Below are 14,325 nucleotides of genomic sequence, written 5' to 3' on the forward strand. Positions count from 1 at the left end.
CTCCGACACATTGGCCGCGAGGGGGTCTGGCACCACAATGGCAAGGCGTTCTCCGGTACAGTCAGTTCATGTTCTCCCCACTCGACAAGCGTCGGACCAGCCAGTGACTACCGCTGGCGAAGAACCAGCTTGGAAGCAGCGCGCTGTCGAGCGGTCGATCAAAACCGCCAAGTTGCGCGCTGCGCAGCGCGTGCAGCGGTTCCTCGACGCCGCCCAGGCGATCATCATCGAAAAGGGCAGTACCGACTTCACCGTACAAGAGGTCGTTGACCGCTCCCGGCAGTCGCTGCGCAGCTTCTACCTGCAGTTCGACGGCAAACACGAACTTCTGCTTGCACTGTTCGAAGACGCACTGAGCCGATCGGCCGACCAGATCCGGGCCGCCACCTCCACGCAGGGCGAACCGATCGAGCGGCTCAAGGTCGCCATACAACTGCTCTTCGAATCGTCCCGGCCCGATCCGGCAGCCAAGCGTCCACTGTTCACCGACTTCGCGCCGCGCCTGCTGGTGTCGCACCCGTCGGAGGTGAAGGTGGCGCATGCTCCGCTGCTGGCCCTGCTCACCGAGCTCATGGAAGAAGCCTCCGAGGCCGGCCAGCTTCGCTCAGGGATCAACCCGCGGCGCATGGCTGCCATGACGATGCAGACGGTGATGTTCGTTGCCCAGTCCAGCGGTGGCACCGACGAAGCCTCCATCCACCCGATCACCGCCGACGAAGTGTGGGATTTTGTGGCCAACGGATTCGCCGCCAGCTAGCTGAGAACAGCGTTCTCCAGAATCCAGAACAGCCTTTACCTACGACGTGTGGCCGATCTCATGCCGGTCACCGTGGGTCTGATCGCGCCGCCCTCTCCCGGGCATGCCCCCGCCAAGCGAGCCCATCGTCCCCTTGTTTGCGCACCGGGCGCGGTCCCGCATCCGATCTTCACGCGAGCGGTCGAGCGGCATCGCCGGCCGACGGTAGGAGAATCTCGTTCTTCTAAGCAAAGAGTACAAATTGCCTGAAACGTATCTGTCGTTGACATGGTGGGCGGCCCGGTGACAGAGTGCTGAGCAGCTGCACAGATTCTCGCTGAAGTAGCTGCTCACGAATACAGAACTGGGGTAATCAATGACTGGACGGGTGGAAGGCAAGGTTGCGTTCGTCACGGGCGCTGCTCGTGGCCAGGGCCGTAGCCATGCGTTACGGCTGGCCCAAGAGGGCGCCGACATCATCGCGATCGATATCTGTGGACCGATCCGGCCCGGCGTGGAGACCGCCATCCCGGCCTCCACCTCTGATGACCTGGCCGAGACCGCGAACCTCATCAAGGGACTCGACCGTCGCGTGGTCACCGCCGAGGTCGATGTGCGCGACGCCGATGCGGTCAAGGCCGCCGTCGACAGTGGTGTCGAGCAGCTCGGTCGCCTCGACATCATCGTGGCGAACGCCGGTATCGGAAACGGCGGCGACGTCCTGCACGAGACCAGCCAGCTGGACTGGGACGAGATGATCGACATCAACCTGTCCGGCGTCTGGAAATCGGTGAAAGCCGGTGTGCCCCATCTGATCGAAGGTGGCCGCGGCGGCTCGATCATTCTCACCAGCTCGGTCGGCGGGCTCAAGGCGTACCCGCACTGCGGCAACTATGTCGCCGCCAAGCACGGTGTCGTCGGCCTGATGCGCGGCTTCGCGGTCGAGCTCGGCCAGCACAACATCCGGTGCAACAGCGTGCATCCCACGCATGTGGCCACCCCGATGCTGCACAACGACGGAACGTTCAAGATGTTCCGGCCCGACCTGGAGAACCCGGGCCCCGACGACATGGCGCCGATCTGCCAGCTGTTCCACACCCTGCCCATCCCGTGGGTCGAGGCGGTGGACATCAGCAACGCTGTGCTGTTCCTTGCCTCCGACGAGGCTCGCTACGTCACCGGTGTGACCCTGCCGGTAGACGCTGGAAGCTGCCTCAAGTAGGCCCGGATATCCCTAGCCTGGGCCGAGTGTTGCGGCACGCGGGCTGCGGGTGGCGCTACCAGCCGCCCGCACCCCGCGTGCCACCGTCCACGTGAATCGTCAGCCCGGTGATATGGCTGGACAGCCCGGACGCCAGAAAGACCGCTGTACGGCCACCTGTCCGGTGAGCAATACGTCAGAAGGCTTGATAGCGATGGTCATCGAGGTCAGATGCAACGCTGGGTGACCGGTGACACGACCGCACTTCGATTTCCTGCCGATCCCGAAACACTGCGCACCGCAGGGCCTGAGTTCCTGACCACGGCGCTGCACACTTTCGGTGTTCTCGCCGAACACAACCGGGTCGATGCGATCACCCGGCTCGAGGAATGTTCGGGCGGAAGCACCGGACGCAAGGCCCTGCTGGATGTCCGCTATTCCCATCCCACCGGTGGATTGCCCACCGAACTGTTCGTCAAGTTCTCCCGCGACTTCGACAACCCCCGCCGAGATCGGGGAAAGACGCAGATGGAACTCGAAGCAGCGTTCGCAGCCTTGTCAGCCGACACAGCTCTGCCGATCACGGTGCCGGTGTGCCTGTTCGCCGACTATCACACGGCATCAGGCACGGGCATGCTGCTGACTGAACGGATCTCCTTCGGTGAGGCCGGAATCGAACCGCACTACGACAAATGTCTGGACCATCGGATGCCCGATGCCCCCGGGCACTACCGGGCGCTGCTCACGTCGGTCGCCCGGCTGGCCGGAGCGCATCACGCCGGGGCGCTACCTGATGCCGTCGACGATCGGTTCCGATACGACGCCGCGAAAGTGACCGTCGGTGCCCGGGTACGTCGCTCCCCCGCCGATCTCACCGCGCAAGTCCACCGGTTGGCTGCGTTCGCGGACCGGTATCCGGCGCTGCTGCCCGAAGCGGCCCGGCGTCCGGAGTTCATCGACCGCATGCTCGCCGATGTGGTCCGGATCGACGCAGCGGAAGACGCCGTGATGGCCTGGCTACACGGCACCGAGGAGCAGGTGGCCCTGTGTCACTGGAATGCCAACGTCGACAACGCCTGGTTCTGGACCGAACCCGAAGGCACTGTTGTCTGCGGCCTGATGGACTGGGGCTGTGCCAGCGTGATGAATGTCGCGATGGCGCTATGGGGTTCGTTGTGCAGCGCCGAGACCACCCTGTGGGACAACCACCTCGACGAATTGCTGGCCCACTTCGCCGCTGAGTTCCACGCCGCAGGCGGGCCCGAACTCGACCTGCCCCGGCTACGGCATCAGCTCGTGCTCTACGCCGCGGTGATGGGCGTGGCATGGCTCCTCGATGCGCCCACGCATCTCCAGTCCACCCTGCCTGATCGCGAGATCGATCGCTTCGACCCGGTGATCGCCGGCAACGAGGCGGTGCGATCACCCTTGCTCATGTTGAGCAATGTCCTCTACCTATGGGACACCGAGGATTTCGGTGCACTACTCGACGCCGAGCCGTATCGACGCTGAGAAGCCGCTCAGCGAGCTGCCTTTCGGCGGCCACCGACCCCGGGCGCGGTACCGATGACCCCATCGGAGGCCAGTGCGGCGATCTCGTCGTCGGACAGACCCAGTTCGGCCAGCAGTTCGTGATTGTGCTCGCCGAGCAGCGGCGCGGCCTGCCGGTGCAATTCCCGTGGCCCGTTGGCCAGACAGACGGGCAGGGTGCTGTGCGGTGCGGCGCTGTTCACCGGATGACCGACATGCTCGAAAAACCGGCGGAAGCGTAACTGCGGCAACTCCAGCTGCCGGTGTGGCTGCATCACCTTGGCCACCGGGACCCCGGCCTGCCACAGCGATTCGACTATCTCGTCGCCGCTGCGAGGCAGGCACCAGGCGGCCAGGTTCGCGTCGATCAGATCGTGGTGGGCACGCCGCCCGGCCGCGTTGTCCAACTCGGGGTCCCGGGTCCAGTCCGGCTGCCCGATCGCCGTACACAGCGCCCGCCACTGGGCATCGTTGCTCACCGCGATGGCCACCCAGCTGTCGGCTCGGCCGAACTCATCGATGTCGGCGCACCGGTAGATGTTCTGCGGTGCCGCGGCCGGGCCCCGGTTGCCGTCACGCTGCAGCAGCGCACCGTAGGCCGAATACTCGATGACCTGCTCGGCGGCGATGTTGAGCGCAGCATCGACCATCGCGGCCTCCACCAGCACCGCCTCCCCGGTGCGACGACGATGTTCCAGCGCCAACATCAGTGCCGAAAGGGCATGCACCCCGGCGTTGGGATCGCCGACCGAATACGGTTCGAACGGCGTGCGATCGGAATAGCCGGTGAGCCAACTCAACCCGGACGCATCTTCGATGATGTAGGCGAACGCCGGGTTGTCCCGCCACGGCCCGTCGAGTCCGAAGCCTGGCATCCGCACCATCACGATGTCCCGGCGCAGGGCGCGCACCGATTCGAAATCGAGTCCGATCTGGTCGATCACCCTGGGCGTGAAGTTCTCCACCACCACGTCGCAGGTGGCGATCAGACGGCGCAACAGGTCTCGGCCGGTCGCGGTCTGGAAGTCCAGCGTCAGGCTCTTCTTGTTGGTGTTGAGCGCGCTGAAGATCGGAGAGCGTTCCCACCACTGTTCGACACTGGCCGGTATGCCCGCGATCAACCTCGTGCCGTCCGGCCGCGGCGTCGACTCGAGGTGGATGATCTCCGCGCCGAGCATGCCGAGCGCATGTGTGCACGACGGCCCGGCCCAGAACGTCGTCATGTCGAGCACCCGCAGCCCGCTGAACGGCAGCCGGTCTTTGGCGGGCGTACCGGCGGGGCCATCCCGCCGGACGTGGGCGGCCGTCCGGAGCTGTTCGGTGTGTTCGCCGAGCTTCGGTGCCGGCGCCGGGCCGCGCAAGGTGGCGCCGGATAGCCGGTACGGCGCCGCGGGTTGGGTGAACCCGTGCCGCGGGTTTCGCACGAACGCCTGCCGCTCGACGAAATGGTCCATGCCGGTGACATTTTCACCGTTGCCGACGGGCGAGTTCGGAATCCGGAACGCCGAGGCCAACTCCCGGACGTCGTCCACCTTCTGCTCACGTAGCCAGCTGTACAGCTCCTCGGCATGCAGGTTGGCCTGCTCGGTGATGGTCAGCTCCGACGTCTCGTCGATCCACTCGTCGTGGCCGGACATCGCGCACAGATCCCACCACTGCTGGGCGGTGCCACAGCCCAGCGCCACGAGACCGTCGGCGGCTTGGGCCACGCCGGGAACCGTGGGCCTGCGCTCGCTGCGCCACGGCCGGCCCAGCATTTCGAAGTAGGTCACCGGATAGTACGTCAGGCCCAGGATCTGGGCCTCCAGCGCGGACATGTCCACTAGTTCCCCGACACCGTCACGCAGGGCACGCGCCCGGAACGCCAACGTCATCGCCGCCGCATAAGCACCGGTCAGCCAGTCACCCACCTGGCCGCCGATCGACACCGGCGCCCGGTCCTGGACCCCGCGGCCGATACCGATCGCGCCGCCCGACCACGCCTGCAAGGTGAACTCGGTGGCAGCTCGGCCGCTCCACGGACCGTCCAACCCGAACGGGGTGAGGGTGGTGACGATCAGATGCGGATGCCGTCGAAACAGATCCTCGGGCGCGACCCCCTGCGCGACAGTCGATTCCGGTGACCAGATCACCGCATCGGCGCCAGCCATCAGGCTCTCCAGCAGCTGCGCGTCGGCGGGGTCATCGGAATCCACGACCACGCTGCGTTTCCCCCCGGCCAGGAAGGTAAACAGAGCACCGTCCTCGCCGGGGCCGATCCGGGCACCCGAGGCCGACCAGCTGCGCAGCGGGTCGCCTTCGGCTGCTTCGACTTTGATCACATCCGCACCGCCGTCGGCGAGGATCTTCGTGGCATAGGCCCCCGCGATCCCCGACGACAGGTCGATCACGGTGTAGCCGTCAAGTGGTGAACTCATGTGACTATTCGGGTTTAGCTCGGTTCTTCTTGGACAACCGGAACTCCGGTGGAAACTTGCTGTCGTTGTCGTTGACCGCGGCCGACAGCCCGGAATCGATCGACTCGAACATGTCCAGGTCATCGTCGTTGTCGTTGGCCACGCCGTTGCCCATGGATTCGAAGAACGCGCTCAGCAGGCTGCCCATGTATTCACCCTGCTGTTGCTTGAACACCTCGAAGAAGAGCTTCTGCTGAAACACCGTGTCGACCGGGCGGTTCCGGGCACAGGCCAGCGCATACTTGGCAACTTCGGCCTCCAGTTGATCGCGGGGCACGACCTTGTTCAGGAAGTTGCAGTCGTACATCTCGGCGGCAGTGAAGGGCCGGCCGGTGAACACCATCTCCTGGAACTTGCGCAGCCCCATCATCTGCACCCAGGTCCACATGCGTGGTCCCCAGCCGTGGTAGCGGAACGAGGGGTGACCGAACAGCGCGTCGTCAGACGAGATCACGAGATCGGCGTCGGCACACTGATAGAAGTGCCAGCCGTAGCAGTAACCCTTGGCCTCGACGATGCTGATCTTCTTGAAGTCCTGCAGTGCGCGGTTACCCGCCTGCGAGTTGGCATACCAGGCGCTGATCGTGGCCCCGTTGCGGAAGGTCCCCTTCGGGGGGTAGGTCACCTCACCGACACCGTCATCCTCGAGCCGCAGCTCGGCCAGCCGCACGGCCGGATTGTCGTTGCCTTCCATGAATTCCGGCAGATCTGCGCCGCTGCCCAGGTTGTCGCCCACCCCCCGGATGATCACCACCTTGACGTCGTTGTCGGCGTTGGCCGCCCGCAACACATCGGCGTAACGCAGCCGGGCCATCGACGTCGGCGCGTTGAGGAACTCCGGCCGATTGAACGTGATCGTGGCGATCTTGGTCTTGGGGTCCTTGTCGTAGAGGATGATTTCCTCGGGCGTGGGCCGAGAGTCGGTCATGAGGCCGACCACATGGCAGCCTCGGACAGCACCTCGGGGCCACGGTCGGTGATCAACACCGCATCGCGGGTGAAGACCGCACCCAGACCCTTCTCCCACACGTGCGCAGTAACGGCCAAAACCATTCCTTCCTCAAGTCGCTCAGTATCAACAGTTGCCTGTAGCTGCGGGGTCACCACCGGTGGATCGAAGCCGAGACCCAGCCCATGCGCCACCGGCATCGGCGGAACGGGTTCACCGGCCTCGGCGTACGCCTGTAGTAAGGCGCCGGCGGGCGCCCCGGCCCGGCAGGAATCGACCAGCTTGTCCCACAGGGCATCCCGACGTGAATACAGTGCCCGGACGGCAGCCACGTCGGCAACCTCACCGACCGGCCAGGTGCGGGCCACCTCGCCCACGTAGCCACCGGCCAGGACACCGGCCGACACCGCCACCAGGTCACCGTCCCGTAACCGGCCGTCGCCCGCGGAACGCCGGAACGGGCTGTCTCTGGACGTAATCCACGCCGAGTCCTGAGTGGCCGGGGTGCTGATCCCACCGGCGGCTTCGCATTCCATCAACGCCCCGGCCAGGTTGCGCTCGGTGTTGCCGGGAGCCAACGCTGCCACCGCCGAGGCCAGGCCGTGCTCGGCGATCCGCAGCGCTGTGCGCAGCGCCTCGATCTCCTCAGCGGTTTTGATTCGCCGCGCCGCGCGCATCGCAGGTTCCCCGTCGACCAGTTCGGCGGCAGGAAAGGCCATGGGCAGCAGTTTGGCGAAAGTCGGTGTCATCGCGTCTGTCCCGACCCGTGTGAACGTCTCGGCGCCGGGTATGCCCCGCAGCACGTCGATCAGCGTCAACGGGTTCCAGCACAGCCCATAGAGGTTCTCGCGGGGAATCTCCTCCGGAATGCCCTCGTCCCACGTGCTGTTCAAGTGCAGTGCGCCGGAGTCCCGGACCAGGCTGCAGATCGGCCCGAACGGGCGGGTGCCGGCGACCCACAGTTGCGGTGCACCGCTGACATAGCGGACGTTGGCCTGGCGACCCAGCACCAGGATGTCCAGGTCGTTGTCCGTCATCTGCGTCAGGACCCGGTCGCGACGCCCATGGCGCAGCGCAGGCGTATCCGGGATGACGTCGAAATCCGCATCGATATTGGGGGCTTGGATGCTCACGTGCTCACTCCCGCTCAGCGATACGGGTCGTAGGGGTAGTCGGTCAACGGCATCCACCCTTCTTCGGTGATCACCACGATCTCTTCCCCTCGGTAACCGCCGGTGCCGTCCTCCCAGACGACGGGCTCGAGCACCAGCAGCATGCCGGCCGGGAACACAAAGTTGTCATCGAACTCCTGGCCGAGGTCGGTGCCGATCATCGGCATCTCGGCGGCGTTGGAGCCGATGCCGTGGCCGATGTAGAAGTGCGGCAACCACGGCTTGTGCCCGCCGGCGGCGGCGATCGCGGCGCGGGCGAGATCTCCGTTGGTGGCACCGGCTCTGGTCGCCGAGAGCACCGCGGCGAGGATGTCACGCCACCGGTGGAACTGGGCCTGCTGGCGCTCGGTGGGCTCCTGCCCCACCACCCAGGTGCGGCCGAAATCCGAACAATACCCGCGATAGGTGATCGAGACGTCGGTCCACAGCACGTCACCCTGTTTGAGTTCGCGTTCGGTGGACAACAGGGGCAGTGCCAGATCACCATGCGTGGTCCAGGCGCCCTCCGCCTTGCTGGCCGGCATCACCTGCCAGATCGCCTCGAGCATGCTGGCCGTTGCGCCGAGCTCGAAAGCGCGGCGCAGGAACTGGGCCGACAGGTCGGTCTGACGCACTCCCGGAGCCAGCGACTTCTGCACGTCAACCATGGCTTCCTCGGTGATCCGGCAGGCGCGACGGACCGCGGCGATCTGGTCGGCGGTCTTGACCAACTTGGCGGCGCCGACCACCGGTGCGGCGTCCACCGGCGGGGTGGGGAACAGTCGATCGCCGGCGCGGCGCATCGCCCCGGTCAGTTCGTCGACGGCGAAGGACGCCCCGGCCGGGGCAAGATCGGCCAGTACGCGACCGAAATACTCGACACCCTCGTCGAATTCGAGGTACAGCGGCGGGTGCAGATGATCGTCGGGCAGGTCGGTCTCCAGCTGCGCTCCCTCGCGCGCCGGCAGGAACAGATGAGGGTTGTCGTCGTCGGCCAGAATGACGGCGATCGGACGCTCGACATGAGACAGGCCCGCGTCGAGCAGCGGCCAGCTGGCGCCGGTGGCATACACGACGTTCCCGTTGCCCAGCAGTACCAGCGCGTCGACACCATGCTCCCGCATGGCATCACGAAGCCGCGCCCCGACCTCCCGGCGCATCCGGCCGAGATCGGGTTCGTCGGGGATGTCCATCCAGGTCAAACCGGACTGGACGATGGTGGTCACCCCCGAGCGCCTCGCCGTCGTCGGCGCGGTCATGCCAATCCCAGGAACTTCTGGACGTTGGTGGACACGATCTTGGCGGCGTTGTCCGGCCCGACCGCTGCCACGACTGTGGCCAGAGATTTCTCCGAATATCCGAACGTGCTCTCGTTGTGTGGGTAATCGCTGGACCACATCACATTGTCGACACCGATCTGGTCGATCAGCCGCAGCCCCAACGGGTCGACCATGAACGACGCGGCCATGTGCTGGTCCCAGTAGTGCCGAACGTCGTGCTGCAGTTCGTGGTTGAACATGTGCCGGTAGGAGGCCAGCATGTGCTCGGCATCCTGCAAAGCTGTGGGCACCCAGGCGATCCCGCCCTCGAACCAACCGATCTTGAGTGTGGGATGACGATCGAGAATCCCGGAGAAGACGTACTTGGCGAACTGCTCACGGAACGAGTCGACGTTGACCATCATGCCGACGACGACGCTGTTGTTCTGGCACGGAGTCTTGGGTGGGGTTTCGCCGATGTGGTGGCTGACCGGAATTCCCGACGCCTCGATCTCGTCCCACACCGCGTCCATGTCGGTGCTGCCGTAGTCGTAGATGTTGCCCTCGTCGTCCTTGCCCGGATTCAGCGGAAGCAGGAATGTCTTGAGGCCCAGCGACTTCAACTCTTCGAGTGTGCTGCGCGTTCCTTTGGGGTCCCACCAGTTGATCAGCCCGACACCGTAGAAGTGTCCGTTCGACTGCTCCTGCAGGGCGGCGATGTGCTCGTTGTAGATCCGGAAAACCCGTTCGCGCAATGCCTTGTCCGGGTAGTGGAACAAAGCCAGCACCGCATTGGGGAAGGCCAGCTCCTTGTCGATCCCGTCCTCTTTGAGCTCTCGGATGCGCGCGGCGATGTTGTTGGATGCGGCTCCGGCCAGGTCGTCGTACTGCATCAGCACCCGGCCGAAATCACCTCCGGTCCAGGCTTTGCCCTTCATGCCGACCATGTAGGCGCCGTCCTCGTACCAGATGCGGGGCGCGGCGCCTTTGAGCTCCTCGGGGAAGCGCTCGTAGAAGATGTCGTCGGCCACCGAGATGTGGTTGTCGGCCGAGAAGATTTCGGTACCTGGTGGCAAACCGAGGTCACCGCTGGCATGGCCCTTGCGGTTCTTGGGCGCACCGAAGCCTTCTGGTGGATAGAGCGTTTGGGTCGCGGTGGACATGTCTACTCCTTTGGGCTGAAGGCTGAAGTCACCAGGTGACGGGAAGCTCGTAGACGCCGTAGGCGAGGCGATCGTGTTTGAACGGCACCTCGTCGAACGGGATGGCCAGCGCCAACGTCGGGATGCGACGCAACAGGGTGTGGAAGACGATCTGCAGCTCGGCGCGGGCCAGCTGCTGACCGACGCACTGGTGACGGCCGTAGCCGAAGCCCAACTGCTGGCCGGCATCACGGCTCAGGTCCAATTTGTCTGGTTCCGGGTAGGCCTTGGCATCCCAGTTGGCCGGGGACAGGTCGATGATGATGCCCTCGCCGGCGCGGATGGTCTCACCACCGACCTCGATGTCCTCGATCGCGACCCGACGCTGGCCGGTCTGGATGATCGACAGGTAACGCATCAGCTCCTCGACCGCGTTGGCGATCTCCTTGGGATCTTCGGTGTTACGCAGAAAATCGGCCTGCTCGGGGTTCTGCAACAGAGCCAGGATCCCGATGCCGATCATGTTGGCCGTCGTCTCGTGCCCGGCGATCAGCAGTCCGGTGCCCAGTTGTGCGGCCTCCTTGACGCTGATCTCACCAGCGGTCACCCGCTCGGCCAGGTCCGACACGGCATCCTCGGAGGGATTGGCCTGCTTCTCCTCGACCAGGTTGATCAGATATTGGTGCAGGCTCATCGCGCCCTTTTGCATGGCGTCGGCGGCCGCGTACCGGGCCAGGCCGGCATTGGCGTGCTCCTGGAAGAACTCGTGGTCTTCGTAAGGCACACCGAGCATTTCGCTGATCACGACGGTGGGCACCGGCAGTGCCAGTTCGGTGACGATGTCTGCCGGCTTGGGGCCGGCCAACATCTTGTCGATGCACTCGTCGGTGACCTTCTGAATGGCCGGCCGCAGGCCCTCGACCCGCTTGAAGGTGAACGGCTTGGACAGCATCCGGCGGAACCGGGTGTGCTCTTCGGCGTCCGAGGTGAACACCGACCGTGGCCGCTTGTCGACCGTGGACAGCATGTGCTCGTTCCAGTGCGGGAAGCCCGCCCGTCGATCGTCGACGCTCACTCGCGAATCGGCGAACAGGACCCGCGCCTCCTCGTGACCGGTGATCAGCCAGGGGGTGTCACCGTTCCAGATGCGCACCCGGGACAGGCCTTTGACCTTGCCCATGTCCAACATCTGCGGCGGCGGGGCGAACGGGCAGGCCGCTGCGCGCTCCATCGGGTAGTCCGGGATGTCGGTGGCAGTGGTGTCGGTCAGTGTTTCAGACATGGGTGGGTGTCATTCCTCGATCTCGATGGCCAGGGCTGGGCAGGCCGCTGCGGCGCGGCGGGCGTTGTCGGTTTGGTCGGGTCCGGGGTTCGGCTCGAGCAGGACGACGACGCCGTCCTCGTCGCGCTGGTCGAACACCTCACTGGCGTTCAGCACACACTGGCCTGATGAGACGCACTTGTCCTGATTTACCGTGACTTTCATACGCGGTCGCTTTCTCGGGTTACCGGCGCCAACCAGAGACCGACGATCGCGTCGATCAGTCCGGAGGCCGCACGTTGCCAGGAGAACCCGGGCACGGTGGCGCCCTGGGCCATGGCACGTTCCCGATCGGCGCAGCTGTGCATCAACAGGTTGCGCGCCATGATGTTGCGCTCCACCCGAACTTCGTCGGGCAGTTCGGGTAGGCAGTTCTTCATTCCCTCGATGACTTGAACCAGCGATGCGGAGCTCAAGGCGTCGCGCACCACGATGTCGTGGTAGGCCGGATCGGTCATCACCTGCGCGGCGAACCGGGCATACCAGGTCGGGTTGCCCAGCGCCGCAAGGTGACCGGTGAGGGGCTGCACCAGGCAGGCCACCCAGTCGCGCAGTTCGGCGGAATCCGCGGCGTCGGCGACCATCTGCTCCCGCAGGTACTCGATCGGTCCGCGGTGCTTGTGTTCGATCGCGCGGACCAGATCGGTCTTGGTGCCGAAGTGGTAGCCGACCGCGGCGTTGTTGCCCTGCCCAGCCGCCTCACTCACCTGGCGGTTGGAAACGGCGAATACACCGTGCTCGGCATAGAGCCGCTCGGCCGCCTTGAGGATTGCCTCCTGGGTACCGAGGGCCCGATCGGCCCGTGCCGTCCGGCTGGCTGTCGTCACCGTTACAGTCAACGCCTTTCCTGTAATTAAGTCAAGCAGTTGATTTAATCTACTCGCAGATTCGCCGAGACTATGCTTTTTGGCTGGGTGACGCGGGTTTTTCGCCAGAAAACCGCCGCGTCGGCGGGGTTAGTTCTTGGGCTTGCGGGCGATGACCTTGCCCGCCACCGTGCCCCCGTCGATCGGTAGCACGGTCCCGGTGACATAGCGCGAGCGGTCGGTGGCGAAGTACACCGCCGCCTCGGCCACATCCTCGACCGTGCCCTCCCGTTTGAGCGGACGATCGTTACGCATCTGGGCGCGGATCCCGGCCTCGAACTCCTCGATGCGCTCACGCTCTTCCGGCGCGGCCGACTTGGCCACGATCGCGGTACGGATGTTGCCCGGCGCGATGGCGTTGACCCGGATCTCGTAGTGCGCCAACTCGATCGCCGCCGACTTGGTGAACTGGATGACCGCGGCCTTCGACGCCCGATACGTCATCACCCCGCCGCCGGCCTGAATCCCGCCGATCGAGGTCAGGTTGAGAATCGATCCGCCGCCGTGTTCGGCCATGTACCGCGCGGCATCGCGGGTTCCGGCCATGACGGCGCGGACGTTGACCCGCATCACGGTGTCGAAATCGGCGAGGTCGTCATCGAGGAACCGCCGGTGCATCCGGCCCGACACCCCGGCGTTGTTCACCATGACGTCCAGACCGCCGAAGGTGTCCACCGCCGCCGCCACCAGATTGGCCACCTGATCGATGTCGGCGACATCGGTGGCCAGGAACCGCGCGTTCTCGCCGAGTTCGTCGGCCAGCGCTTTGCCGCGCTCCTCGTCAATGTCTCCGATCATCACTCGCGCGCCCTCGGCGGCGAACCGTCGCACCAGGCCCTCACCGAGACCCGACGCCCCGCCGGTGACCACGGTGACATTTCCGGTCAGTTCGTTCATCGCACCTCTTTCAGGAATTCCAGCAGCACCGCGACGAGCGCGGCCGGTTGTTCGATCTGCGGACAGTGTCCGGCGCCGGCGATCACCGCACTACGCGCACCGGTGATCTGGCCGGCGATGTCGGCGGCCCAACCGGTCGGCAGCAGCTTGTCACGATCCCCCTCGATGATCATGGTCGGCACACCGATCCGGCCATAGGCACGTTTCGACGACGGTGTCGCCGGCGCCTCAAGGCCCGGCCGGCGAAAGCGCGCCGCGGCCAAGGATTCCCACGCTCCCGGCGCGATGCTGGACTCGTAGCGCCGCTTCACGTAAGCCTCGTCGGCCGGATAGGCCGGGTCGGCGAACAGTGCGGTGACGATGCGTCGCATCCCGTCCAGCGTGGCGTCGTAGTCGTACAGCGCCGCCGAATGCTCGTTGCGCTGGATTTCCCCTCCCCCACAGACCGCGGTCAGCGATCGCACCGGGAGCCGCGGAGCCTCCGACGTGGTGTCGACGAGCAGGTTGATCGCGCCCATCGAGTTGCCGACGAAATGGGCTGAGGCGACGCCGAGTTCAGCGCAGAACCGGGCGATGTGCCGGATCCGCATGCCACGGCCGTCGTTGAAATCGACGACCTTGGCACTCTCACCGAAGCCCAACATGTCCGGGGCCAGCACCCGGTGATGCTCGGCCAGCGCACCGATGACGTGCTCCCAGCCGAGTTCGGCGCCGGCGCCGCACTCGCCACCATGTAGGAGGACGACAGGGTCACCGTGCCCGGCTTCGAGGTAGCTGGTGGTGAGACCGTCGACGTCAATGGTCTTGCGGGTGAACT

At 65.5% G+C, this 14,325-nt stretch carries 13 protein-coding genes; 3 read left to right on the plus strand and 10 right to left on the minus strand.

Annotated elements, in window-relative coordinates:
- Window positions 1–37: 37 nt before the first annotated feature.
- The 3 genes from A5740_RS00100 (at window position 38) to A5740_RS00110 (ending at window position 3,449) form a co-directional block, all read left to right on the plus strand.
- Window positions 38–757, plus strand: a complete 720-nt coding sequence (locus A5740_RS00100; protein WP_076190462.1) for a TetR/AcrR family transcriptional regulator — start codon at window positions 38–40, stop codon at window positions 755–757.
- A 355-nt stretch (window positions 758–1,112) separates the two neighbouring features.
- Window positions 1,113–1,958, plus strand: a complete 846-nt coding sequence (locus A5740_RS00105) for a mycofactocin-coupled SDR family oxidoreductase (RefSeq protein ID WP_076190464.1) — start codon at window positions 1,113–1,115, stop codon at window positions 1,956–1,958.
- A gap of 222 nt (window positions 1,959–2,180) precedes the next feature.
- Window positions 2,181–3,449, plus strand: a complete 1,269-nt coding sequence (locus A5740_RS00110; protein WP_371454690.1) for a hypothetical protein — start codon at window positions 2,181–2,183, stop codon at window positions 3,447–3,449.
- Between the two features lie 8 nt (window positions 3,450–3,457).
- On the opposite strand, the gene A5740_RS00115 is transcribed toward A5740_RS00110, so the two are convergent.
- The 10 genes from A5740_RS00115 to A5740_RS00160 all read right to left on the minus strand — a co-directional run.
- Entirely contained in the window at window positions 3,458–5,884 is a 2,427-nt protein-coding gene (locus A5740_RS00115) for a CaiB/BaiF CoA-transferase family protein (protein ID WP_076190466.1), read from the minus strand.
- A gap of 4 nt (window positions 5,885–5,888) precedes the next feature.
- Entirely contained in the window at window positions 5,889–6,851 is a 963-nt protein-coding gene (locus A5740_RS00120) for an enoyl-CoA hydratase/isomerase family protein (RefSeq protein ID WP_076190483.1), read from the minus strand.
- The gene (locus A5740_RS00125) at window positions 6,848–8,005 is read right to left on the minus strand and encodes a Xaa-Pro peptidase family protein (protein ID WP_254849031.1); all 1,158 of its coding nucleotides are present in this window, start codon (window positions 8,003–8,005) and stop codon (window positions 6,848–6,850) included. The genes A5740_RS00120 and A5740_RS00125 overlap by 4 nt, the downstream gene beginning before the upstream one ends.
- A gap of 14 nt (window positions 8,006–8,019) precedes the next feature.
- The gene (locus A5740_RS00130; protein ID WP_076190468.1) at window positions 8,020–9,282 is read right to left on the minus strand and encodes a Xaa-Pro peptidase family protein; all 1,263 of its coding nucleotides are present in this window, start codon (window positions 9,280–9,282) and stop codon (window positions 8,020–8,022) included.
- Window positions 9,279–10,445, minus strand: coding sequence for an amidohydrolase family protein (locus tag A5740_RS00135; protein ID WP_076190469.1), 1,167 nt, complete (start codon window positions 10,443–10,445; stop codon window positions 9,279–9,281). The genes A5740_RS00130 and A5740_RS00135 overlap by 4 nt, the downstream gene beginning before the upstream one ends.
- 28 nt (window positions 10,446–10,473) lie before the next feature.
- Entirely contained in the window at window positions 10,474–11,706 is a 1,233-nt protein-coding gene (locus tag A5740_RS00140) for a cytochrome P450 (protein WP_076190471.1), read from the minus strand.
- A 9-nt stretch (window positions 11,707–11,715) separates the two neighbouring features.
- Window positions 11,716–11,910: a ferredoxin gene (locus tag A5740_RS00145; RefSeq protein ID WP_076190472.1), complete on the minus strand. Its 195-nt coding sequence runs from the start codon at window positions 11,908–11,910 to the stop codon at window positions 11,716–11,718.
- Window positions 11,907–12,572, minus strand: coding sequence for a TetR/AcrR family transcriptional regulator (locus tag A5740_RS00150; RefSeq protein WP_175616117.1), 666 nt, complete (start codon window positions 12,570–12,572; stop codon window positions 11,907–11,909). Before A5740_RS00150 ends, A5740_RS00145 begins: the two co-directional genes overlap by 4 nt.
- A 129-nt stretch (window positions 12,573–12,701) precedes the next feature.
- A complete protein-coding gene (locus A5740_RS00155) occupies window positions 12,702–13,508 on the minus strand; it encodes an SDR family NAD(P)-dependent oxidoreductase (protein ID WP_076190476.1) in 807 nt (268 codons plus the stop codon).
- A partial coding sequence (locus A5740_RS00160; protein ID WP_076190478.1) for an alpha/beta fold hydrolase occupies window positions 13,505–14,325 on the minus strand: 821 nt, incomplete at its 5' end. The genes A5740_RS00155 and A5740_RS00160, both read right to left, overlap by 4 nt.

Source organism: Mycobacterium sp. GA-1841, from assembly GCF_001954135.1.
Lineage (GTDB): Bacteria > Actinomycetota > Actinomycetes > Mycobacteriales > Mycobacteriaceae > Mycobacterium.

What these genes read in the sequence shown, in the direction of transcription:
- A5740_RS00100 (WP_076190462.1), top strand. Translation starts at nt 38, where the DNA reads ATGGCAAGGCGTTCTCCGGTACAGTCAGTTCATGTTCTCCCCACTCGA.
- A5740_RS00105 (WP_076190464.1), top strand. Translation starts at nt 1,113, where the DNA reads ATGACTGGACGGGTGGAAGGCAAGGTTGCGTTCGTCACGGGCGCTGCT.
- A5740_RS00115 (WP_076190466.1), bottom strand. Translation starts at nt 5,884, where the DNA reads ATGAGTTCACCACTTGACGGCTACACCGTGATCGACCTGTCGTCGGGG.
- A5740_RS00120 (WP_076190483.1), bottom strand. Translation starts at nt 6,851, where the DNA reads ATGACCGACTCTCGGCCCACGCCCGAGGAAATCATCCTCTACGACAAG.
- A5740_RS00130 (WP_076190468.1), bottom strand. Translation starts at nt 9,282, where the DNA reads ATGACCGCGCCGACGACGGCGAGGCGCTCGGGGGTGACCACCATCGTC.
- A5740_RS00135 (WP_076190469.1), bottom strand. Translation starts at nt 10,445, where the DNA reads ATGTCCACCGCGACCCAAACGCTCTATCCACCAGAAGGCTTCGGTGCG.
- A5740_RS00140 (WP_076190471.1), bottom strand. Translation starts at nt 11,706, where the DNA reads ATGTCTGAAACACTGACCGACACCACTGCCACCGACATCCCGGACTAC.
- A5740_RS00145 (WP_076190472.1), bottom strand. Translation starts at nt 11,910, where the DNA reads ATGAAAGTCACGGTAAATCAGGACAAGTGCGTCTCATCAGGCCAGTGT.
- A5740_RS00155 (WP_076190476.1), bottom strand. Translation starts at nt 13,508, where the DNA reads ATGAACGAACTGACCGGAAATGTCACCGTGGTCACCGGCGGGGCGTCG.